This window comes from Caballeronia sp. BR00000012568055 (genome assembly GCF_029439455.1).
Lineage (GTDB): Bacteria > Pseudomonadota > Gammaproteobacteria > Burkholderiales > Burkholderiaceae > Caballeronia.
In genome coordinates this window covers 26,983-48,310 of sequence record NZ_JAQFVG010000304.1, presented here as the reverse complement: position 1 = coordinate 48,310, position 21,328 = coordinate 26,983, and the positions used below count along the sequence as shown (strand labels likewise).

General features: G+C 60.5%; 23 protein-coding genes, 2 tRNA genes and 1 pseudogene. 14 read left to right on the top strand and 12 right to left on the bottom strand.

Annotation, left to right across the window (positions count from 1 at the left end; translation table 11 throughout):
• A partial coding sequence (locus P7F28_RS20615) for a CSS-motif domain-containing protein (protein WP_277186437.1) occupies positions 1–596 on the bottom strand: 596 nt, incomplete at its 3' end.
• A 352-nt stretch (positions 597–948) separates the two neighbouring features.
• Between P7F28_RS20615 and P7F28_RS20610 the strand changes: the two genes are divergently transcribed.
• The 6 genes from P7F28_RS20610 (at position 949) to P7F28_RS20585 (ending at position 5,169) form a co-directional block, all read left to right on the top strand.
• Complete coding sequence (locus tag P7F28_RS20610; RefSeq protein WP_277186436.1) at positions 949–1,461, top strand: GNAT family N-acetyltransferase; 513 nt, start codon at positions 949–951, stop codon at positions 1,459–1,461.
• 49 nt (positions 1,462–1,510) lie between these two features.
• Entirely contained in the window at positions 1,511–2,104 is a 594-nt protein-coding gene (locus P7F28_RS20605) for a YigZ family protein (RefSeq protein ID WP_277186435.1), read from the top strand.
• 23 nt (positions 2,105–2,127) lie between these two features.
• On the top strand, positions 2,128–2,427 hold the full coding sequence (locus tag P7F28_RS20600) for a 2Fe-2S iron-sulfur cluster-binding protein (protein ID WP_370467368.1): 300 nt from the start codon (positions 2,128–2,130) through the stop codon (positions 2,425–2,427).
• Positions 2,428–2,605: 178 nt separating this feature from the next.
• Positions 2,606–2,818: a 30S ribosomal protein S21 gene (rpsU, locus tag P7F28_RS20595; RefSeq protein ID WP_006999077.1), complete on the top strand. Its 213-nt coding sequence runs from the start codon at positions 2,606–2,608 to the stop codon at positions 2,816–2,818.
• Between the two features lie 683 nt (positions 2,819–3,501).
• Positions 3,502–5,037 carry a peptide MFS transporter gene (locus tag P7F28_RS20590; protein WP_277186434.1) on the top strand — a complete coding sequence of 512 codons (1,536 nt, stop codon included), beginning with the start codon at positions 3,502–3,504 and terminating at the stop codon, positions 5,035–5,037.
• A 55-nt stretch (positions 5,038–5,092) separates the two neighbouring features.
• Positions 5,093–5,169, top strand: a tRNA-Met gene (locus P7F28_RS20585).
• An 80-nt stretch (positions 5,170–5,249) separates the two neighbouring features.
• Here the strand turns inward: P7F28_RS20585 and P7F28_RS20580 are convergent.
• Positions 5,250–5,876, bottom strand: coding sequence for a LysE family translocator (locus P7F28_RS20580; RefSeq protein WP_277186433.1), 627 nt, complete (start codon positions 5,874–5,876; stop codon positions 5,250–5,252).
• Positions 5,877–5,887: 11 nt separating this feature from the next.
• On the bottom strand, positions 5,888–6,997 hold the full coding sequence (locus tag P7F28_RS20575; protein ID WP_277186432.1) for a porin: 1,110 nt from the start codon (positions 6,995–6,997) through the stop codon (positions 5,888–5,890).
• Between the two features lie 262 nt (positions 6,998–7,259).
• On the opposite strand from P7F28_RS20575, the gene P7F28_RS20570 reads away from it, so the two are divergent.
• A complete protein-coding gene (locus P7F28_RS20570; protein ID WP_277186431.1) occupies positions 7,260–8,003 on the top strand; it encodes an SDR family oxidoreductase in 744 nt (247 codons plus the stop codon).
• On the opposite strand, the gene P7F28_RS20565 is transcribed toward P7F28_RS20570, so the two are convergent.
• On the bottom strand, positions 8,000–8,677 hold the full coding sequence (locus tag P7F28_RS20565; protein ID WP_277186430.1) for a ribonuclease HI family protein: 678 nt from the start codon (positions 8,675–8,677) through the stop codon (positions 8,000–8,002). The two genes, P7F28_RS20570 and P7F28_RS20565, sit on opposite strands and share 4 nt — an antisense overlap.
• A gap of 104 nt (positions 8,678–8,781) precedes the next feature.
• Here P7F28_RS20565 and P7F28_RS20560 point away from each other — a divergent pair, with 104 nt between their 5' ends.
• Positions 8,782–9,273, top strand: a complete 492-nt coding sequence (locus P7F28_RS20560; protein WP_277186429.1) for a PRC-barrel domain-containing protein — start codon at positions 8,782–8,784, stop codon at positions 9,271–9,273.
• Positions 9,274–9,297: 24 nt separating this feature from the next.
• Here the strand turns inward: P7F28_RS20560 and P7F28_RS20555 are convergent, their stop codons facing one another.
• Positions 9,298–9,555: a hypothetical protein gene (locus tag P7F28_RS20555; protein WP_277186428.1), complete on the bottom strand. Its 258-nt coding sequence runs from the start codon at positions 9,553–9,555 to the stop codon at positions 9,298–9,300.
• A gap of 164 nt (positions 9,556–9,719) precedes the next feature.
• On the opposite strand from P7F28_RS20555, the gene P7F28_RS20550 reads away from it, so the two are divergent.
• On the top strand, positions 9,720–9,944 hold the full coding sequence (locus P7F28_RS20550; protein WP_277186427.1) for a hypothetical protein: 225 nt from the start codon (positions 9,720–9,722) through the stop codon (positions 9,942–9,944).
• Positions 9,945–9,999: 55 nt separating this feature from the next.
• On the opposite strand, the gene P7F28_RS20545 is transcribed toward P7F28_RS20550, so the two are convergent.
• Together P7F28_RS20545 and P7F28_RS20540 are read right to left on the bottom strand one after the other, a co-directional pair.
• The gene (locus P7F28_RS20545) at positions 10,000–10,746 is read right to left on the bottom strand and encodes a DUF2968 domain-containing protein (RefSeq protein ID WP_277186426.1); all 747 of its coding nucleotides are present in this window, start codon (positions 10,744–10,746) and stop codon (positions 10,000–10,002) included.
• A gap of 336 nt (positions 10,747–11,082) precedes the next feature.
• On the bottom strand, positions 11,083–11,664 hold the full coding sequence (locus tag P7F28_RS20540; RefSeq protein ID WP_277186425.1) for a hypothetical protein: 582 nt from the start codon (positions 11,662–11,664) through the stop codon (positions 11,083–11,085).
• 373 nt (positions 11,665–12,037) lie between these two features.
• Here P7F28_RS20540 and P7F28_RS20535 point away from each other — a divergent pair, with 373 nt between their 5' ends.
• Both P7F28_RS20535 and P7F28_RS20530 read left to right on the top strand, forming a co-directional pair.
• Positions 12,038–13,528 carry an esterase-like activity of phytase family protein gene (locus P7F28_RS20535; RefSeq protein WP_277186424.1) on the top strand — a complete coding sequence of 497 codons (1,491 nt, stop codon included), beginning with the start codon at positions 12,038–12,040 and terminating at the stop codon, positions 13,526–13,528.
• A 53-nt stretch (positions 13,529–13,581) separates the two neighbouring features.
• Entirely contained in the window at positions 13,582–14,268 is a 687-nt protein-coding gene (locus P7F28_RS20530) for a hypothetical protein (protein WP_368860343.1), read from the top strand.
• Between the two features lie 21 nt (positions 14,269–14,289).
• On the opposite strand, the pseudogene P7F28_RS20525 reads toward P7F28_RS20530, so the two are convergent.
• Positions 14,290–15,876: pseudogene (locus P7F28_RS20525) on the bottom strand (inorganic phosphate transporter).
• Between the two features lie 278 nt (positions 15,877–16,154).
• On the opposite strand from P7F28_RS20525, the gene P7F28_RS20520 reads away from it, so the two are divergent.
• The 3 genes from P7F28_RS20520 to P7F28_RS20510 all read left to right on the top strand — a co-directional run bounded on the left by P7F28_RS20520 (position 16,155) and on the right by P7F28_RS20510 (position 17,801).
• On the top strand, positions 16,155–17,075 hold the full coding sequence (locus P7F28_RS20520; RefSeq protein WP_277186423.1) for a CHAD domain-containing protein: 921 nt from the start codon (positions 16,155–16,157) through the stop codon (positions 17,073–17,075).
• A gap of 188 nt (positions 17,076–17,263) precedes the next feature.
• Positions 17,264–17,404 carry a hypothetical protein gene (locus tag P7F28_RS20515; RefSeq protein WP_277186422.1) on the top strand — a complete coding sequence of 47 codons (141 nt, stop codon included), beginning with the start codon at positions 17,264–17,266 and terminating at the stop codon, positions 17,402–17,404.
• 166 nt (positions 17,405–17,570) lie between these two features.
• Positions 17,571–17,801, top strand: a complete 231-nt coding sequence (locus P7F28_RS20510; RefSeq protein ID WP_277186421.1) for a hypothetical protein — start codon at positions 17,571–17,573, stop codon at positions 17,799–17,801.
• Between the two features lie 295 nt (positions 17,802–18,096).
• Here P7F28_RS20510 and P7F28_RS20505 read toward each other — a convergent pair whose 3' ends face one another.
• The 4 genes from P7F28_RS20505 to P7F28_RS20490 all read right to left on the bottom strand — a co-directional run bounded on the left by P7F28_RS20505 (position 18,097) and on the right by P7F28_RS20490 (position 21,293).
• Positions 18,097–18,489: a DUF3597 domain-containing protein gene (locus P7F28_RS20505; protein ID WP_277186420.1), complete on the bottom strand. Its 393-nt coding sequence runs from the start codon at positions 18,487–18,489 to the stop codon at positions 18,097–18,099.
• Between the two features lie 338 nt (positions 18,490–18,827).
• A tRNA-Ser gene (locus P7F28_RS20500) sits at positions 18,828–18,917 on the bottom strand.
• A gap of 43 nt (positions 18,918–18,960) precedes the next feature.
• Positions 18,961–20,970: a sodium:solute symporter family protein gene (locus P7F28_RS20495; RefSeq protein ID WP_277186419.1), complete on the bottom strand. Its 2,010-nt coding sequence runs from the start codon at positions 20,968–20,970 to the stop codon at positions 18,961–18,963.
• Positions 20,967–21,293 carry a DUF4212 domain-containing protein gene (locus P7F28_RS20490; protein ID WP_277186418.1) on the bottom strand — a complete coding sequence of 109 codons (327 nt, stop codon included), beginning with the start codon at positions 21,291–21,293 and terminating at the stop codon, positions 20,967–20,969. The genes P7F28_RS20495 and P7F28_RS20490 overlap by 4 nt, the downstream gene beginning before the upstream one ends.
• Positions 21,294–21,328 lie beyond the last annotated feature (35 nt).

Genomic DNA, 21,328 nt, shown 5'->3' with positions numbered 1-21,328 from the left:
GCATCGGTGGCGGGCGAGCGCGCGATCACGCGGCTCGCTTCGGTGTTGATGACGGCGAGATTACCGCTCGTCGCGGTGCGGTCTTCGAGATACAGCGTGGGATCGACGGCAATGTAGAAACCATTGCGGCCCATCACCACCGACTCCTTGCCGCCCGGAAGCCGCGCGAGTCCGTACCACGCGCTCACGCCATCGCGCGAACGCCAGTCGGGCGCGGGCAGATGCAGGCCATCCAGCGTTCCCGCCGATACCGCGCCCAGCAGCGACGAGCATTGCCAGTTGCCGTCGCGGTCGTACGCGCCTGCATCGCGCACTTGCTGATGCGCCAGCGTAATGCGCCGAAGCTCGTGCAGATACGGCGTCGAACACGGCAGCGCGGCCACTTTGCCGATATCGCCGAGCGCGCCGGACAAGCGGCGTGTGACGTCTTCGGCATGAAAAAGCGCGGCGTCCGCGACCACCGAAAGGCGTGCGGCGTCTTCCTGAAACTGCGTGCGTCGCGCGAACACATAGCCGATGCCCACCGGCACGATCGCGGCAATCGACACGACGACGATCAGGAGCGCGATCAGCGCCCCGCGTTGGAAATTATTCATTGCGTGTTATGGTCCGCGCCGCGCATTCTTATGGTTCTGCACGCGCGTTTTTTGTACCGACTGGTTACGATTCTTCTGGTCGCTCGAATCGTCTGCTCCACCCCGTGGATGCGCGCGCGAACGCGCGTCCGTCGCGGTGCCGGACAAACGACTCAGTGTAGGGGCCAGCGCGTTCCCGGTTCAATCTTTTCTTTGCTCTAAAACGCGCCGGCTTGGTGGGCTTCCGCACGGCTCGCAGGATCTTTTTTTGCCTCCGCGCACCGTGCGAAAATCGGCGTTTCGAAAATGGCGTCAATCGCCTGCTTCATGTCGTTCGAATGCGGCCCTTCCGTGCCATGACCACTCTTTTGATATGACTTCCTCACCGCTGATCCGCGACGCTGCGCCCGCCGACTTCGACGCCATCGCCGGCATTTATGCGCATTACGTATTGAACGCGCTCGCCACGTTCGAAGAAGTCCCGCCGTCCGTCGATGAAATGCGCGCGCGGCACGCGGCCATTACCGCGTTGGGCCTGCCGTATATCGTCGCGGAAGTGGATGGCGCGGTGGCGGGTTATGCGTATGCCTCGACGTATCGGCCGCGGTCGGCTTATCGGCATACGATCGAAGATTCGGTCTATCTCGCCGATGGCTTCGGCGCACGCGGCATCGGCTATGCGCTGCTCACGTCGCTGATCGAGCGATGCGAGCGCGGACCGTGGCGGCAGATGATCGCCGTGATCGGTAACAGCGGCAATGCGGGATCGATTGCACTGCACGCCAAGCTCGGTTTCGAGCATGTCGGCGTGCTGCGCGAAGTCGGCTTCAAGCATGGCCGATGGGTCGATACCGTGTTGATGCAGCGGGCGCTGCTCGGTACTTAGGACGTTTGCCGCTACCATTCGCTATTCACGCAACCGTTTGTAATTAGCCTTGCCGACGTACACCCTCGCCGCGCCCGTGAGCGCTGAAATCGATATCCGCAAGAGCCGCTTTATCGCGTGGGCGCTGCCCGTCGCCGATCGCGATAGCGCCATGCGCGAGCTCGAACGCCTGCACACCGAGCATCCGGCGGCCACGCATATTTGCTGGGCGCTGCTCGCGGGCGGCCAGTCGGGCATGTCCGACGATGGCGAACCGTCGGGCACCGCAGGCCGGCCGATTCTCGAGGTGCTGCGGCATCACGAAGTCGATGGCGTGCTGGCGGCGGTCGTGCGGTATTACGGCGGCATCAAGCTCGGCGCGGGCGGTCTGGTGCGCGCTTACACCGACGCCATCGCCACCGCGATGCAGCTTGCCGAGCGAATCGAGCGCATCGAGCGCGGGCTGATGGGTATCGAAATGGATTATGCGGACGAGGCGCGCGTGCGACGGTGGATCGAACAGAACGCGGCCGAGTTGATGGAGACGGCGTACGGGATGACGGTGCGTTTCGTTATGCGCCTGCCCGCCGCCGCGCGCGAAGCGGCTGCCGCCGAATTGCGCGATCTGACCAATGGCCGCGCCACGGTCGAATTGCAATCGTGAAAGACGACGCGTACGCGCTGACCATCGATCCGGCGGGACACTTCGTCACCGTGCGCGACGGCGAAACCCTGCTCGATGCAGCGTTGCGCGCGGGTTTGTCGCTGCCGCGATCGTGCCGCAACGGCACCTGCCGCGCGTGCATGTGCCGCCTTTCCAGCGGCGCGGTGACGTATCGGATCGAATGGCCGGGACTGACGGCGGAAGAAAAGACCGAAGGCTGGATTCTGCCGTGCGTAGCCGTTGCGCAATCCGATGTAACCATCGACCAGCCCGACACGCAGCCCGCGCCGCCGCCGCGCCCGGCCCGTTCGCGCGGCTTCTGACAAGAGAAGCGCGAACGCGGGTATTTCGGGATTGTTGTTTCTTATCAACGACATACGATAGGAGTCCCGGCAGCGCATTAGCGGGTTTTCGCACATAGAGGATGCAGTCCTGCTCTCAAAAAGTGTACAATTGCGCTTTGCCCTAAATTCTGGCAGGGCCAGATCAACCGAGATTTCAATGACTAAAGTACTGTTGAAAGAGAACGAGCCTTTCGACGTCGCCATGCGTCGTTTTCGCCGTACCGTCGAACGCACGGGCCTGATTCAAGAACTCAAGTCGCGCATGGCTTACGAGAAGCCGACCACCGAGCGCAAGCGCAAGAAAGCTGCTGCTGTCGCCCGTCTGCGTAAGCAAATCCGTCGCGCGCAACTGCCGAAGAAGTTCTATTGATCGATGCAGGGCACGCGCCCTGGTCTTTCGGGAAGTTCGGGAAGTTCGGCATCACAGCCTGAGTTGGATCGGATCGCGGTTTTGCGCTCGAATGCGCGATAGTTCGCAAGTGTCTGCACGGTTCGAATCGTGCGCCCTTGTCCGATAAAGGCTGACAAGATCGCAAAAAAGCCTGCATGAGTTATCGCTCATGCAGGCTTTTCGTGCTTATCGAAACCATATTTCGAAGCGCGATTATTTCGCTTTTAACGTGAATCTGTGTAAATCGATTACATGCGTTTATGCCGAATAAGGTCACGTTATCCGCTTAGGGCTATCCCGAAGTGACCTGATCCACGAAAATCCACAAAATGCGCTGCTCGTGAATCGCAATAAGCTTGCGATTCGCTTCAATCACGAATGCGCGCAAAGGCGATCCTTTTGCCCGCATCATTGGAAGCGCAATGAACCTCCTATCCGCACTGCACTCCGCTGTTTCCCCCTCCCGATTCGGCCCGCCGCCGCGCTGACACGCATCGTTTCATCGATCGCGCCGAATGGCCGCGCCGATTTGCGATAATCACTGATTATCGTCATATATTTTCTGTCGCTCTCTGCTTTAATAGCGAGACTCTTGCTTGTTGATATCAAGCGAGGCCGCGACCTACATGCATTCCGCATTTCGATGTTGAAGGACTTTCCCAATGAATAATCACTCGCCCGGCACGTCGCAGACGCGCTCGTTCACGACAGTTTTTCTGATCGAGATGTGGGAGCGTTTCGGCTATTACGGTATGGCCGCGCTGCTCGTGCTGTTCATGGTCGATAAAATCGGATTCGCCGACGATCAGGCCAATCTCACGTGGGGCGCATTTACCGCGCTGGTGTTTTCCGCGCCGTCGATCGGCGGCTGGATCGGCGACAAGGTGCTCGGCGCGCGCCGCACCATGACAATCGGCGCAATCGTGCTGGCGCTCGGTTATCTGATGCTCGCCCTGCCCGTCGATACGCTCGGCTTCATGTACACGTCGCTCGGCGTGATCGTGGTCGGCAACGGGCTGTTCAAGAGCAACGCGGCGAATCTCGTGCGCCGCATCTACGAAGGCGATGATGCGCGCATCGACAGCGCGTTCACGATCTACTACATGGCGGTGAACATCGGCTCGACCTTTTCGATGCTGGCGACACCGTGGATCAAGGATCACTGGGGCTGGCACGCGGCGTTCGCGGTGTGCTGCGGCGGCATGCTGCTGGGCCTCGTCAACTTCGCGCTGATGCGCAAGACGCTCGGCCATATCGGCTCCGCGCCGGACGAAGCGCCGATTCGCTGGAATGCGCTGTTCGCGGTGCTGGCGGGAAGCGTGGCGCTGGCTGCATCGACGGTGTTCATTCTTCAGCACAAGGCCGTGGCGGTGGCGTGCGTGTACGCTGCAGGCGTCGCGATTCTCGCGATCTTCGGCTATATGCTGACAAAATGTGACCGCAGCGAACGCGCCGGACTGCTCGCCGCGCTGATTCTCGTGCTGCAGGTGATTCTCTTCTTCGTGTTCTATCAGCAGATGTCGACATCGCTGACGCTGTTCGCGCTGCGCAATGTCGATCCGTCGTTTTCGATTGCGGGCGTCGAGTTGTTCACGTGGAGCGCGGCGCAGTTCCAGGCGCTCAATCCGATCTGGATCATGCTGCTCAGCCCGATTCTCGCGTACGCCTACACCTCGCTCGCACGTCGTCGGCGCGATATTCCGGTGGCCGGAAAATACGCGTTCGGCTTCGTCGTGGTCGCCGTGGGCTTCTTCGTGTTCGGGCTGAGTGGCCGCTATGCCGTGGATGGGCGCGTGTCGTCGTGGTTCATGGTGGCGGGCTACGGTCTGTATTCGCTGGGCGAGTTGCTGGTATCCGGCCTCGGCCTCGCGATGATCGCGCGCTACGTGCCCGCGCGCATGAGCGGCTTCATGATGGGCGCGTATTTCGTCGCGACGGGCGTGTCGCAGTACCTTGGCAGCGTAGTCGCCAACTTCGCGAAGATGCCGTCCGGCACGCTCGATCCGATGCAGTCGCTGCCGCTCTACACGCATCTGTTCTTCGGTCTCGGCTGGCTTGCAACAGGCGGCGCGGCCGTCGCAATTGCGCTGTTGCCGCTGCTCGGCAAGCTGTCGCGCGCACATCAGCGTGCAGTGGAAGAAGCGTTTTCCGTCGATAAGACCAGTGGCCGCACCGCGCAACCGGCTTCTGCAGCTTGATTGCAAACTCTGTTGACGCCGCGATCCGAAACAGTCTATAATTCAATTCTTCAGACGCGGGGTGGAGCAGTCTGGCAGCTCGTCGGGCTCATAACCCGAAGGTCGTAGGTTCAAATCCTACCCCCGCAACCAAGATTCAAAGCGAACAGCCCGGACTATCCGGGCTGTTCGCTTTTGTGCGTCTGAATCCGCGTCTAAATCCAAACGTCAGATCACGTAGCCGGCCGTCGAACAAACGCCAGCATCACGCCAAAACCAATCATCAGCGTTCCGCTGATCCGATTGAACCACCTAAACCCCGCCGCCCCACGCGAAAGCGTTCCGAGCCGCGCGCCCAGCGACGCGTAAATCACGATCGCCACGACTTCGAACGTCAGGAAAGTCGCGCCGAGAATCGCGAAACTCGCCGCGTAAGCATCGCGATCGACGAATTGCGGGAAGAATGCGGTGAACACGAGAATGGCCTTCGGATTGCCCGCCGCGACCCAGAACTCCTGCTTCGTCAGACGCGCGAGACTCACCGGGCCGCGCTTCGCCTGATCGATGACCAGCGCCGGTCCCGAGCGGATCAGCTTGATACCAATCCACACCAAATACGCCGCGCCCGCGAACTTGATCACCGAAAACAGCGTCTGCGATGCCAGCAGCAGTGCGCCCAATCCCAGCCCCGCAATCGCGATCATGATCGCAAACGCCAGCAGGCGTCCGGACGACGCGAGCACCGACGCGCGCACGCCCTCGCGCGCGCCGTTGGACAGCGACAGCACATTGTTCGGCCCGAACGCCATATTGATGGCGAAGCAAGCCGGCAAGAACAGCGAGAAGGTCAGGATCGTCATAAGCTCGAAACTCAGAAACGATGCCGAATGCCCGTCGAGAACATCAGTTGATTGCGCCCGCCGGATGGATCGAAGCCGTTGATTACGGCAGGCGACTGCGACGAGGCACGCTGATAAATTGATTCTAGATAAACGTCGGTACGTTTGGAGAACAGATAGTCCACTTGCAGCGCGCCTTCATGCCAATGCGCCCCGCCGCCGTTCGTGTACACGTACATGCCCGCCAGCGCGATCGCCGGCGTCAGTTGATAGATGCCGTTGATCTCGTAGTTGTTCAGCGCAAGCGATGGCAGCGCGTTGTTGGTGTCGGTATCGATTACGCCGCTGCTGATCGAGCGTGAGAACGCGCCGCCCAGCGTGAACGCGCCGAACTGATAGTTCATGCCGACGCCGAAGATGTTCTGCGTCTGAATGCTCGTCGTGACGACGCTGTTCGCCGGTCCCGGCAGCGCGAGCGGATCGTACGCGCCGCTTGTGTTGTCGCCGCGTCCGTTTGCGTGCAGCCAGGCCGCGCCCGCCTTGAGCGAACCGGCCGAGTAATTCGCGCCGATGCTGTACGCGCGATTCTGTGAAAAGCCGCCCGCCTGATTCGACAACGCATACAAACCGCCGAAGCTGAAGCCGCCGTATTCCTCGCTGGTGTACTTCACCGAGTTCGCCGCGAGATACGAGTTATTGGCGTTGTCGTTATCGAGCACGTGGGCGAATGCCGTGCCGCCGTTGCTGCCGGTCAGCGTGAACGGCGCAAGGTAGTCGTGAATCGAATCGTATTGACGGCCGAGCGTCAGCGTGCCGAACGTACTGCTGCCAATTCCCACGTAGAACGGGTGATCGTTGCGGCCCTGGCCGTTCGCCACGGAAAAGCCTCGCTCCAGCCGGAAAATCGCGCGGGTACCATCGCCCAGATCTTCGGAGCCTTGCAAACCCCAGTAACTTCCGTCGATGGTGCCGGACGTCAATTGATACTGCGAATGTCCGCCGACGTTATTGAGGTACGCGACGCCCGCATCCAGCTCGCCATAAAGCTGCACGGAACTCTGCGCCGACGCCGCGTGCGGCACGCCGATAAACGCCACGCATGCAGCGATCGCGGCCTTGATTGCGTTCGACGAAACGGCCATGAGGCTATCCGATCGCACGTTGATTTTTTTAGTTTGATATGTCGGCATCGGATTTCCCCGAACGAACTTTGAATCGATGATCGATTCTAGAAAACGCTTCGGACATACGAAAGCATGCTGAATCGTGAGTGTGACCAGAACCCAACGAACCCGCGCTTTCGTGATTTTGCACTTGCCGATTTTGCGCCAATGCGTGTATTCGGCGAGCACGTTTGAGTGGCTTTAGAATCGGGGCGCTTACTTCAAAGGAATGATCGCTGCCATGACACAGAAGACCGTTGCCATCGTCACCGGACACACGCGCGGCCTCGGCGCGGCGCTCGCGGACACAATGCTTTCGCTCGATACCCGCGTGCTCGCGATATCGCGTAATCGCAACGCGGCGCTCGCCGCGCGGTATCCGGACACATTGCATGAGATCCAACTGGACCTCTCCGATCTCGACGCGCTGAATGGCTGGCTCGCGCAGGACATCTTGCGCGGCTTTCTAGCGGATGCCGATCGCGTGTTGCTGGTCAACAATGCCGGTCTGCTTGCGCCGGTCGGTCCGTTGGCCGATCAGGACGCCGGAGCCATCGCGCGCGCGGTCAGCGTGAATGTCGCCGCGCCGCTGATGCTCGCCGCCGCGTTTGCCGCGCAGAGCGTCGATATTGCGGATCGGCGCATCGCGCATATTTCGAGCGGCGCGGCGCGCAACGCTTATCCCGGCTGGAGCATCTACTGCGCGACCAAGGCGGCGCTCGATCATCACGCGCGCGCCGTCGCTCTCGACGATCACGCCGGTCTGCGCATTTGCAGCGTCGCGCCCGGCGTGATCGATACGGACATGCAGGCCGAAATCCGCAGCACGGGACTCGATCGCTTTCCGATGCGCGAACGTTTCGATGCACTCAAACGCGACGGCCAGCTCGCGACGCCGGAAGCGTCCGCCGCCAAACTCATCGACTACTTACTCAGCGATGCTTTCGGCAGCGCGCCAACCGCCGACGTGCGCGAGTTGAACTAGGCCGCGGTCGGCATCGCCATTGCTGATAACGCGCGGCGTGACAGGGCATCGGCGTCTGCGTTGCGTCCGCGCGGAATCCATTGCAAGCGGACATCGCCGATATCCGCGATCAGCGCACGCACGCGCGCCGCGTGATGCGCCAGCGCGCCGATGCCCTCGCCTTGCGGTTTAAGCAGATCGTCGATCACGACGCGGCTGTCGCCGTGAACCGTCAGCGATTGCGCGCCTTTGCGCAGCGCCGTTTCCAGCAACGCGACCAGCGCCAGATATTCCGCCGCGTTGCAGTCGCCGTGGCCCGCCGTCACGCTGATTTCGTGTTGATCGCCTGACGGACTCCTCAGCACTCCGCCCAGCCCGATTCGTCCCGGATTCGGCGTCGCGGAGCCGTCGAACCAGCCGAGCCACGCGGTTTCATCGACGGGTGCTTGCGTGGTTTTGGGACGGCTTATTCGATCCACCCGGCGCGCGGCCCGCGCCTGCTGCCCTTCGGCGGTTCTGGCCTGCTCGGCGCGCCGTTCTTTCACCAGTTCCGGCAAGGACCGCACACCCGCCGATTTGGTCAGCGTGCGCACGAGCGCATCGTGTTCCGGCAGAGACGCGCCCTTCGCCAGCCGACGGCTCTGCATCCGTTCTTTCTTGTACGCGACGGCCAGCAATTCCTCGAAATCGATCATGAGCGAGCGGTGAATTCAGCGAATCCTGAGCTTATCAGACGCCTGCGAATAGGAACGCACGTTGCTGGATGCTATGCAGCCCAGACGGCCCTAAGGAGCGGATCATGAATCAACCGATGGAAACAGGCGACGGCGCGACGATCGTCGGTAAAGGCGCGGCGACGGCGGCAGGACCCGGACCGGACGTGATGGCCGCGAGCACGCTCGATGGCAATTCCGTGCTGAGCAGCGACGGTCACGACGTCGGCTCGCTCAAGGAAATCATGCTGGATGTGGGAAGCGGGCGAATCGCTTACGCGGTGTTGTCGAGCGGCGGATTTTTGGGAATCGGCGACAAACTGTTGGCGGTGCCGTGGAGCGCGCTGACGCTGGATACGGACAACAAGTGCTTCCGCCTTGCCGCGACGGCCGAGGAAGTGCGCCATTCGCCCGGTTTCGACAAGGACGCGTGGCCGTCGATGGCCGATCGCACCTGGGCGACCACGCTGCATCAGCATTACGGGCGCGAGCCGTACTGGAGCAACGATGTCAGTCCCACCGGCGCGATCCCGCCCGAAGGCGTCGATGCGCCGGAGGCCGGCGGCGTGAAACTGTGAGGCGTAGGCGCGGACGACAGGCGCTCAGTCGCGCGGACGCTGCTCGTCCACATGAACGTCCGCGCCTTGCGATGACTCGTCGTCCATCAATGCCTTGAGCACATCGCCCGCGAAATCTTCGATCGCGAAGTGCCATTCGATCGAACCGACCGTGAAGTCATTGGGATTGGCTTTGCCCTGCGCACGGCGGATCGCACCGACGGACAAGCTCAGCGCGCGGGCGTGCTGAAAATGCGGATCGTTGGAATCCAAAAATGGCAGCGGTAGTTGATCTTTATCCATGGCACCTAGATCGGCGGGCTATCGATGACACCTTAACGGCGCGTGTGAAGAAAACTTTAGGGCGCGCCGGCAGACTACGAATGCAGTGAAACAGCACGCTGGCATGTTCCGCGAAGCCGGTTGCAACCGGTGCGTCATTCGGCCAGCGACACTACGAAAACCCTATGCAAACCTACGGGAATCTCGCCGGAAACTCCGGCGTCACTGCATTCGATATCCTGCATGACGGCATCAAAGTGCGCTTCGTCAACGGCGGGACGTATTTGTATGACTATCGCGTGCCGGGGCGCGCGCATGTCGAGAATATGAAGCGGCTGGCGCAGGCCGGGCGCGGTCTCAGTACATATATTGCACGGTTCGGCGGCGAGTATGCCGAAAAAATCGCCTGAGCGCGCAATACAGCCATTTTAAACGATTTGCGAAGCACGCCTGAATTCGCCCGCATCATCGCGTGGAGGGAAGATGCGGAATCGACTCGTTGCTGCTCGCGTTCAACTGATGCAATTGGCGCTGAAGCTTGGTCAGTTGCACCTGAGCGGCAACGCGGCGCGCTTCGAGTTGCGTCAATTGTTTGCGCGTTTCCTGTTGCTTCAGCGCGACTTCCTGATCCTGCGAACTGCCGCGCTGCAAATCCACGCGAATGCGTTCGACTTGCGCATCGGACTCGGCAATCATGCGCGCGAGTTGTTCGTTTTGGGCTTCGAGATGAACGCGCCGCATTTCCGCTTCGGCAAGGCGCATCGCCTGTTCGACGAAGTGATGAAAAGCCGGTTCGGCGGATTCGATATCGACGGCTTTCAGCACGCGCCACACCGCGTCTTCGTGATACAGCACGGCGTAGTACGCCAGATCGCGCGGATAAAACAGCAACGACGCGGTGAAGGCGAAGCTGTTGAATGTGCGGAACGTGGTCAGCGAGCTTTGCTGACTCAGCCATTCGACTTCGGCAATCTGCGCGGTCTGAAGCGGATGCGCACCGGTCTGCGGCGCGGAGGGCATGACCGCGCGCAGCGGCGTCACGCGCGTGTTGGGTTGGGGCTTTGCGGCATGGGCTTTGACGGGAAGATCGTCGGTGCTTTCGTCGGGCATATCGGGGGCGGCGAAGCGAATGGGTCCACTGGATTTTTGTCGCAATAGAAACGACGGCGCATTGTCGAGCAAGGTGCCCTTTCTGCTGAGCAGGCTTTTCACGGTGACTCCCTGTATGGCCACTGTCCCGCCGCCGGAAACGCGATAAATGCCGCGCATGCGCCTGAAAATAATCGAATCGCTCCGGACGATACCGTTCATTGCGAATAACGAATAACCGCGCGTGTGGCCGTCGAATTGTGGTCGTCGAAATAAGCTGCTGAATTCAGTATAGCCGAGGGATACCCGCTTTCAAAAGACGCCGCAAGCGCGCCAGAGCAGGCGCTCTATTGGCAAGCCAATAGATCACGCCATTTCCGATTACGCAATTTCAAAAATAAAAACGGCGCGAAACTTTTCGCGCCGTTTTTTAATACATCGAATTTCGTTTTTTATTTTCTATGCATGGCGATACACGAATTGCGTACCGCTGATTCGCATTTGCGCCATGCGCGCCGAACGCGCCTTGGACATCAACGCGACCATACGCATGATTCGAATCCCCTGCACGCCGCACCCGATTCCCGGCGTAGGCGCCACCAGCGATTCGAGCGAGCGCATTCTGCTGTAAAGCGCGCTCACCGGTTCGGAGATCGTGATGGGCATGGTCACCACGTTTCTCGCTGGCGTCAGGGTGATCGGCACCGCCGGCGCGGACGCCTGCTGCTCGACCTCGTGTCCGTCATGCTTCAGCGGCTCGCGGGCATCGGCGGGGAGGCGGCCCAAGCTGCGGTCATGAAAATAGTCGAACACGGATTCGAGTCGATCGGTCGGCGTCTGTTCGACGCGCCGCGCCGTGGCCGCGCACCGATGCAGTTTCCAGTTTTCGCGCTGGCTCACCGTGGCAATCAGATCAGCGATACGCGTACGTAATTCGGCTTCGCGGCGCTCGATCATGGCGCGCAGCATTCGCGCTTCCTCACTCGTCGGATCCGGCAAGCGTTCGCTCCATGCCAGTAAATCGTTCAGGGTAATCGACATGAAACACTCCACTCGGTGTAGTGCATTGATACGGAATTGACTTGGACTTTATTCGAGACCGCGATTTGTAACGAAACATCGCAAGTTCGGAATGCACTTTAATTATCGTAGTTCGTCTGCACAATCAGCGATGGACTAATCTGGGAAAAATTCGATTCCCCAACGCGTAGCGAACGCGAAGCTGACATCACAGTGAGCAGCTTAAGCACGTTCGCGAAACGTTCACACTACGGTCACCGCCTGATCGTAATAATGCGCAGGCATATTCGAAGCCGACGGACAGCGCGATGAAGGCGAAGCAGGCTGTCTTCCCGACGCGCCGCGTCCGACATTCGGCGCATCCAAATAACTCATCAATCGAAGGAGATGTTCAATGGTTCGAGCACCCGTGCTTGCACGCTCTTTTGCCCGCTCGTTTGCCCGCTCATTTGCCGTAAGTCTCGTGCTGTCCGCCGCCTGCACCTCTGCATGGGCGAAAGTCGAATTGATCGCGATCGGTCAGTTGAGCGGCACGATCGGCGACCGTTCGGCGGCAACCGCCGCGCCGCTGGAAAACGGCGCACCAGGCAATTTGCTGGGCGGTCTCGGCTCGGGTTTGGCCTACGCCGGTTGCGATACCTTCGTCGCGGTGCCCGATCGCGGACCGAACGCGATTTCCTACAACGCGGCGCTCGACGATACCGCGTCGTACATCAACCGATTTCAGACGCTGAGCCTGAAGCTCGAAGCATCGAAAGGCGGCACGCTGCCGTATTCCCTCACGCCGAAATTGCTCGATACCACCCTGCTCCACACGCGCGAGCCGCTGGTCTATGGCGATGGCGCGGCGGCAGGCGTCGGCAATGGCGCGCCCGCGTTGAACGCGGCGCATCGCACGCACTATTTCACCGGACGTTCGGATAACTTCACGCCGACGCAGTCATCGACCTATCCGCGCGACGCCCGCTTCGATCCCGAAAGCGTGCGCGTATCGCGCGATGGTTCGAGCGTGTTCATCTCGGACGAGTACGGTCCGTATATCTATCGATTCGACCGGCGCACCGGCGAGCGGACCGGTGTCGTGCGCGTGCCGTCATCGTTCGCGGTGACGACGCTTTCTTCCGTCGGCGCCACCGAAATCAGTCAGAACACGTCGGGCCGCGTGGCCAACAAGGGCATGGAAGGTCTCGCGATCTCGCCCGACGGCGACACGCTGTTCGGCGCGATGCAAAGCCCGCTGATTCAGGATGGCGGCACCAGCGGCGGCTACACGCGCATCCTGCGGATCGATTTGCGCACGGGCAAAAGCACGCAGTTCGCATATCCGCTGACCAACATCGGCACCGATGCGAAGCCGAACTATCCGACCATCAGCGATATCGTCGCCATCAACGATCACGAACTGCTGCTCGACGAGCGCGACGGCAAAGGTCTCGGCGACAACTCCACCGCCGCGTTCAAAAAGGTCTTCAAGGTCGATCTGACCGGCGCGCAGGACGTGAGCCAGGCAAGCGGCGCGGCGGGCCTTGCACCGTACGCGCTCAGCAAGACGCTGTTCCTCGATATCGCCGACGTGCTGCATGCCAACGGCTTCGCGTACACGGACATCCCGGCCAAGCTCGAAAGCCTCGCCTTCGGGCCGGATATCCGCGTCAAGGGCGTGCTCAAGCACACGCTGTTCGTCGCCAACGACAACGACTTCGTCGGCACGGTGACGGACACGAATCATCCGAACGGCATCGACAATCCGAACCGCTTCTTCGTCTTTTCGGTCGATGCGGCGGATCTGCCCGCATACGTCGCGCAACGTCTGGCCGGCAACGACGAACGCGCATGCCGCCGCGCTCACGATGATGACGACGATCACCACCATCACGGTCATTGATCGCTGATCGTTGAAAGCATCACGCTTGTCCACAGATTCGATGGACAAGCGTGGTGATAACTTTCGGCTCGCTCGGCTATCTCTCTGAGCCGCAACGCAAATTTCCGCGCAGCATCGGATCGCGCCACACTTCCGCAACAAATAAAACCGTATATACTGTTTTCTCCACACGAAGGAGAGAACGGATGACGACTACACCTCAAATCGATCCGCCGACCAAGAAGGCGTTCAACTTCCCCAAGAACGGCGAAGGTAAAGCGACCGCCAAGGCCGAGTCGAAGACCGAGGTCAAGGCAGCGAGCAAGACCAGCAAAAAGACTCAGGACAGGGCCGTCGCGGCATCCAGGCCGAAGTCGCAATCCACCGGTTCGGGCGCGGGGAAAAAGCCGGCGACCAAGAGCGCAGCGAAAACCGTGAGCGCAAAGCCGGCCGCTAAAAAAGCCGTCAAACCTGCTGCCAAAACCGCAGCGCCAAAAACCGCCGCAGCAGAAACACCAGCCGCAAAAACCAAGCGCGTGAAGAAAGAAAAGGTCGTGCGCGACAGCTTCACGATGCCCAAATCGGACTACGCGAAAATAGCGTCGATTAAGCAGAAGTGTCTGGATAACGGCCTGCGCGTGAAGAAAAGCGAACTGCTGCGCGCCGCCCTTTCCATGCTCGATGCCGCTACCGACAAGCGGATCGTCGAAGCGGTCAAGGCTTTGGAAGAAGTGAAGACCGGACGCCCGGCGAACGCCTGACGCCCGTCTTCCCGCTCGTGTTCAGAACAGGTGTCTGAACACCCAGTAGAGCACCGCTGCCAGTGCGATCGACACCGGCAGCGTCAACACCCACGCGAGAATCAGGCTGCGCACCGTGCTCCACTGCAAACCCGAGCCATTGGCCGCCATCGTCCCGGCGACGCCCGATGACAACACGTGCGTGGTCGAGACCGGCAGACCGTAGGCATCGGCGGCGCCGATGGTCAGCATCGCCACGAGTTCGGCCGATGCACCCTGACCATACGTCAGATGCTGCTTGCCGATCTTCTCGCCCACCGTCACGACGATGCGCTTCCAGCCCACCATCGTCCCGAGTCCCAACGCAATCGCCACCGCGACTTTCACCCAGGTCGGAATAAACTTGGTGGCGTGATCGAGCTGCTTCTTGTAGTTGTCGATCACGGCTTTATCGGCGGGTGCGAACGCGGGCTGATTCGACTTCTCCATCAGGCGGATGGCCTCGGACGCGAGGTACATGTTGTTGCGAACGTTATCCACGTCGTTCTGCGGAACTTGCGCGAGCGAACCCGATCCCTTGACCTGATTCGCAATGGTATCGGTCAACTGTTTGAGCGCCGGCACGCTCGCTGTCGAAAGCTGACGCGTGCGCACGTAAGCCTGAACGTCGTCGCGCGCATTGCCGGAAGGCGGCGCGTTATTGGCGTACTTGGCGAAGACCGACGAAGCGTCATGCGCGATCGCCACGAACGTCTGCGTTTCGGCGGGATTCACGGCCTTGTTCAGCGCGTAGGCCGTCGGCACCGTGCCGATCAGAATCAGCATGATGAGGCCCATGCCCTTCTGACCATCGTTCGATCCGTGCGCGAACGACACGCCCGTGCACGTCAGAATAAGCAGCGCGCGAATCCAGAACGGCGGCGGCCGATTCTGCTTCGGCTCCTTATAAAGCGCCGGCACGCGCACCACCGCCTTGAGCGCAAGCAACAACAACGCCGACGCGATAAATCCGACCACCGGCGAAAACAGCAGCGACTTGCCGACGCCCGCCGCCTGCGACCAGTCCACGCCGCTCGTACCGTTCGGACCCCGCATCAATTGATTCATCAGACCCACGCCGATGATCGAGCCGATCAGCGTATGCGAACTCGACGACGGCAAGCCGAAATACCACGTCGCCAGATTCCAGATGATCGCGGCGATCAGCAAGGCGAACACCATTGCGAAGCCCGCGCTGCTGCCGACTTGCAGAATCAGCTCGACAGGCAGCAATTGCAGAATCCCGAACGCGACCGCCCCGCTCGATACCAGCACGCCCAGAAAATTCCACGCGCCCGACCAGACCACCGCGATATTCGGTGTCAGCGAATGCGTTTAGATGACGGTGGCGACGGCATTGGCGGTATCGTGAAAGCCATTGACGAACTCGAAACCGAGCGCAATCAATAGTGCGATACCAAGCAGAAAATAAGCGAGTACTGAACTTTGTTGCGTGGACTCCAGATCATTGGCGAGATGCAATGCCACATAACCGAGACCAATTGCAAGAATCAGGAAAAAGACGATGAGACCGGAACGGCGCGTACGTTCGTTCGAGCCTGATTGCTGGGGAAATGCGATATCTGGCATGGCGTGCCTCGCTCGATTTGCCGTAGCCGTGCAAGAGTACGTCGTGGAAACAAGGCGCTTCGTGAATCTTTTATGTCAGCGTTTCGAATGAAGAATCGAACTTACGGATAGTTAACCTAAATGAAAATCAAATCTGCGCTTCAATAAAATTTCTTCACGCTGTCATCTGCATGACATTCGGGCGGATTAGCTTAACGGGCTAACACCTCAATAAACGAAGCGCGCGATCACGCCATCAGAATAAAAAAGATCGGGCGATATAAGTGCATACCGAGACGATGACACTGAACTTCGATCTAACGGCCGTACGCAATACCGTACACAACACACTACGCACGTCATCGTCATCCGCCGGATTTTCGTTGCGCGACCAGCCTGTCGCCGATGCTTTCGTCGTGCTGACGGCCCCGCTCGCAAGCGATGCTTTCCACCAGACCGAACAAATGGCCGAACGCAGCGACGCCGCCGTGCTCGATGGCTTGCGCCTGACGCTCGATCGCCTGCGCGCGTTGTGGTGGGCGTTCGAACCGCTGCTCGACGAGAAGGAAGCACGCATCGTACGCAAGCGCTTCAAGCGTCTGGCCGAGATCGCCGGAGAACCGCACGAACTCGACGCCGCCTGCGATCTGCTTAGTCGCGCGCGCAAGACTTGTTCGCGTGTCGGACCGGTGGTGCGCACGCTGAAGGGAGAACGCCGCGAGGCATCGATGGCGAGTTGCGTATCGATCCGCAAGGCGAATGTGGATTTGCTGCTGCGCCGCGCCCTCGCCGATGCGCGCCGTCGTCTGGAAGCGCGGACGGAAGATCGCACGCTGGAAGAGTTTGCGCGGCAACGCGTGTCGTTGGCGGACGAAACGCTCAGCAAGAAAGAGCAGCGCGCCACCCGCATGAAGCATGTCGATGCCAAGACGCTGCGCAGCATCGAAGAAGCCGCGAACAAGCTGCACTGTCTGCTGGAGTTATTCGCGCCGGTGCTCGAGCGTGGCCATCGGCATGCAATCGACCATCTGGCGGACGCGCAGGCAGCGCTCGGCCAACTCGGCGACGTGCTGGCAAGCGAAGCCGTGGTGCGGCGTTTCGGATCATCGCTCGATGACAAACACGCGGTCGATCAGGCCGTGCGCTGGCTTGGCAAGGAACGGCGCGGCCAGTCGCGCGCGGCGCTCAAGCGGCTGCGCGCGTTGCCGCACGGACTGTGAAAGCACGGCGTCTGCATCGGCGCGTCCGATCCCTCCTTTTGATGGTCTTCGCACGCGGCCGTCACTCCCCGCTCGAGACTGCATCGGCAATGCGGGTTTCGGGCGCGGCCGCCCTCGGGCAATCTCAACGCATGGCAGTCGCATCGAGCGGCGCCATTCGGAGAACGCCAACGCGCGGAGAGATTGCCATGTACTTCGGAACACTCGTTACGCAAGCCAGACACGAACACGATCAGGAACCGTGGAAGCGCGACCTCAACGCGCTGAGCGTTGCCGCGCCGAGCCGCTGGCGCGCGTTTCGACTTGCGATTGCGCGTCTCTTCGGCTGAGCCTTTTTGACGGATAAGCGCGGCGAACGTAATGCTTCGTTTTTATTCGCGTGAATAGGATTCGTCCGAACGAAATTGGCGCTTCGACTGGTTCAAATACCAACCTCGATCAAGATGCCTGTGCCCCGCGTCACGCGGGGTTTTTCGTTTACCGACCGCTCATATCATGTGGATTCGAAGCACACTCTTTTGCGTTCTGCTCGCGATCATCGCGCCCGCTTTCGCCGCCTATTCGGAACAGTGGATGAGCAACGCGGATATCGCCAAAGCCGCGGGACATCCGGCTGCCACGAGCAAAAAAACGAGCGCGCGGCATGCCACCGCAACGCAGCATGTCGATGACGATCCGATCGCCGCATTCGCGCATCCGCGAACGTCGTCGAAACCATCGAAATAATCGGCGAGCCGAAACGAATAGATCGCGATTTATCTGATTCCATTCTGATACCGATCGACTATTCTTAGCGATGTCGTAAGAGATGGGACGACGCTGAGCCGCCCTGCCATGTGCCTGAAATCATCGGGCATTATTAGAGGCTTCATCATGACGTCGTCCCATCACTCTTACGACGCTGATTGCCGCTTATTGCGGTTTTATTGCCGCCAAAACAAAAGCCCGTGAACCGAAGTCCACGGGCTTTTTGCTTTTTGCTTCAGCGGCGCGATCAATCAATCGCCCGACTGCGCCTTCGTTACAGCAGATCGGCCGGCAGCTTGCCGCCGTTGGCCGCCAGCGCCTGCATCAGTTGCTTGTGCAACCAGATGTTCATCGATGCGGAATCGTTCATATCGCCGCTGTACTTCAACTCGGTCGCCAGTTGCTTGCGATGATCGAGGCTGCTGTCGACGCCGAGCAGTTTCATCATATCGACGATCGAAACACGCCAGTTGAGCGTCTGGCTGCTTTCGCTCGCGAGCTGATCCATCACGGCTGCGACATCGACGTCGGACAGTGCTGCGGGCGCGGGCGAGGCCGCAGCAGCTGCGTCCGGCGCGGGAACGGGTTGCGGCTCGACGGCCGGTGCTTGTTCGGCCGGCTTGGCCCGATGAAAGATCTTGTTGACGATATCGCCGAAGATGCTCATGGTGTCTGTCCTTTGTCAGTTACGGAATGCTGCTTCGAATCGCCCGTGGATTCGGGATACGAAATCGAGCGATGTGCAGCTTAACGTGGGACGCGTTCGCGAGTCTTTGGTTCGAATCGAATTGCGAGAGACTTTGACGGAATTTTGCATCGAGTGGAACGATCAGGCGCGAAGGTCAGTAGTTCGATGGAATGAGCCGTCGCAACATACGCCGAGTTCAGATGAATCACGCTCTGCGCGTTTCGGGCGGGTAAGGCGAGCCTAGTGTCGCAGAAAAAGTGACGGCGAAAAACGCGGGAAAAGAAAAAGCCCTTGATAATTTCAAGGGCTTTGAATGCTGGCGGAGAGAGGGGGATTCGAACCCCCGATAGGTTTTACCCTATACACGCTTTCCAGGCGTGCGACTTAAACCACTCATCCATCTCTCCGGCAAGACCGCGATTATACCAATTTCCTGAACGCCCGCCACCCCTATGGGTGACGAATGTAATCGACCAGTGCGCGCGTGTACGCGTCGGGCTTTTTATCGAAGAGACTGACGACGATGGCCACCGCGAAACCCGCCGGCACGCCGAACACACCCGAACTGATCGGCTCGATACCGAACCAGCGCGGCCCGGCGAAGCCCGTCAACTGCACGAAGAACGGATAGGTCGAAACGATGTAATACACGCACACGGCCAGCCCCGCGATCATGCCAGCGACCACGCCGCGCTGCGTGGTGCGCTTCCAGAACACGCCCAACACCAGCGCCGGAAACAGACTCGACGCCGCCAGCGAAAACGCCGCGCCGACCAGAAACAGAATATTGCCCGTATTCAGCGACGCCACATACGACGCCAGCAGCGCCACGCCCAGCAGCAAAATCTTCGATATCGTCACGCGCCGCTGACTGGTCGCGCGGCGATCGACCATGCAGTAATAGACGTCGTGCGACAGCGCATTGGCGATGGTCAGCAGCAGACCATCCGCGGTGGAAAGCGCGGCGGCCAGCGCGCCCGCCGCGATCAGCCCGGAGATCACGTACGGCAGCCCGGCGATTTCCGGCGCGGCCAGCACCACCATATCCGGCTGCATCTGAATGCCCGCCCATCGCACGATGCCGTCGCCGTTGATATCGCTGATGCGGATCAGGTACGGTTCCACGCGCCGCCATTGCGTGACCCATTGCGGCAGATCGGCGAATCGGTGGCCGACGATTCCACTCAATATCTCGTGCTTGATCAGCACCGCCAGCACCGGCACCGTCAGATAAAACAGCGCGACGAAAAACAGCGTCCAGCCGACCGAGCGCCGCGCCGATGCCACCGACGTCGTCGTGTTATAGCGCGTGAGAATGTGCGGCAAGCTCGCGGTGCCGATCGACAGACACAGCAGCAACGACAGAAAGTTGAGCTTGTGTGCGCGCGGGTTGTCGTCGGTGAAGGGTTCGGTCATGGGCACGGGCGCATCGACGCGATCGGTCAACGCATCGCGGTCGCGGGACCATTTGACTTGCGCATCGGCGGGATCGTGCGGGAAGGATGCGAGTTCGCGTTCGCGCTCGTTGATCTCGCGCAGCGGGCCGTTATGGCGTCGCAGTTCGGCGATTTCATCGACCAAACGCGCGTGTTCATCGTAGAAAGACTGCGGCAAGGCGTCGATGCGCGTCTGCATTTGCGAGGCCTGGCGCGCGTAATCGGCACGCGCGCGCGCTTCATCGGGCGATGCGGCGACTTCACGCTCCAGCTTCTCGACGCGCTCCATCACGCGTCCATAGTTCAATTGCGGCAGCCAGCCCAGCCCTTCGCGATGCGCGATCATCGACACGGGAATCAGCATCGCCGCGATCAGGATGATGTACTGCGCCACCTGCGTCCACGCCACCGCGCGCATGCCGCCGAGAAACGAGCACACGAGAATGCCCGCCAGCCCGCAGAAAATCCCGATCGAAAATTCGATGCCGATAAACCGCGACGCGATCAATCCGATGCCCTGAATCTGCGCGACCAGATAGACGAACGAACAGAGAATCGCCGCGATAGCCGCGAGTCCGCGCACGAGATTGCTGGAGTAGCGCGTGCCGAGAAAGTCGGGAATGGTGTAGCGCGCGAGTTTGCGCACGTACGGCGCAAGCAGGAACGCGACGAGGCAATAGCCGCCGGTCCAGCCCATCACATAGGCCAGGCCGTCGTAACCGCTCGCGTAGATCGACCCCGCCAGTCCGATGAACGATGCCGCCGACAGCCAGTCCGCCGCCGTCGCCATGCCGTTGAACGCGGACGGCACGCGCCGCCCCGCGACGTAGTATTCGACCAGATCGGAAGTACGCGACAGCAGACCGATCACCGCATACACCGCGATCGGTACGAACAGAAACACGTAGCCGATCCACGTGCCCGGTCCGGTCGTGCGCTCGATGCGCTCCATCAGAAAGATGAACAGCAGGAAGCCGAGCGTGTAAAGCGCGTAGGAGACGATCAGCCGATTCGTGAGCTTCATGCGGCGTCGCTTGACTCTTGTCGGACCGCGCGGAGAAGACGCGCATCGGCGACTTGCATCAGGACGATATAGATGGCGATCAGCGCGACATAGACGAGGATCGCGCCTTGTGCGCCGAAGTAGAACGGCAGCGGGAAGCCGCCGACACGCACCGACTGCAAGCGCCCCGCGAACAACGGCACGCCAAACGAGACGATGAAGCCGATCGCCATCAGCACCGCGACCAGCACAATATTGAACCGCCAGTAAATCCGATGCGCACGCGCCAACGCCGCCGATACGGGCGGCGGTGCGGGAACGGTGGCGTTGGACGAATCGGACATGCGGTTTTTTAACAAAACCGCGTGGCAAGGGCAAT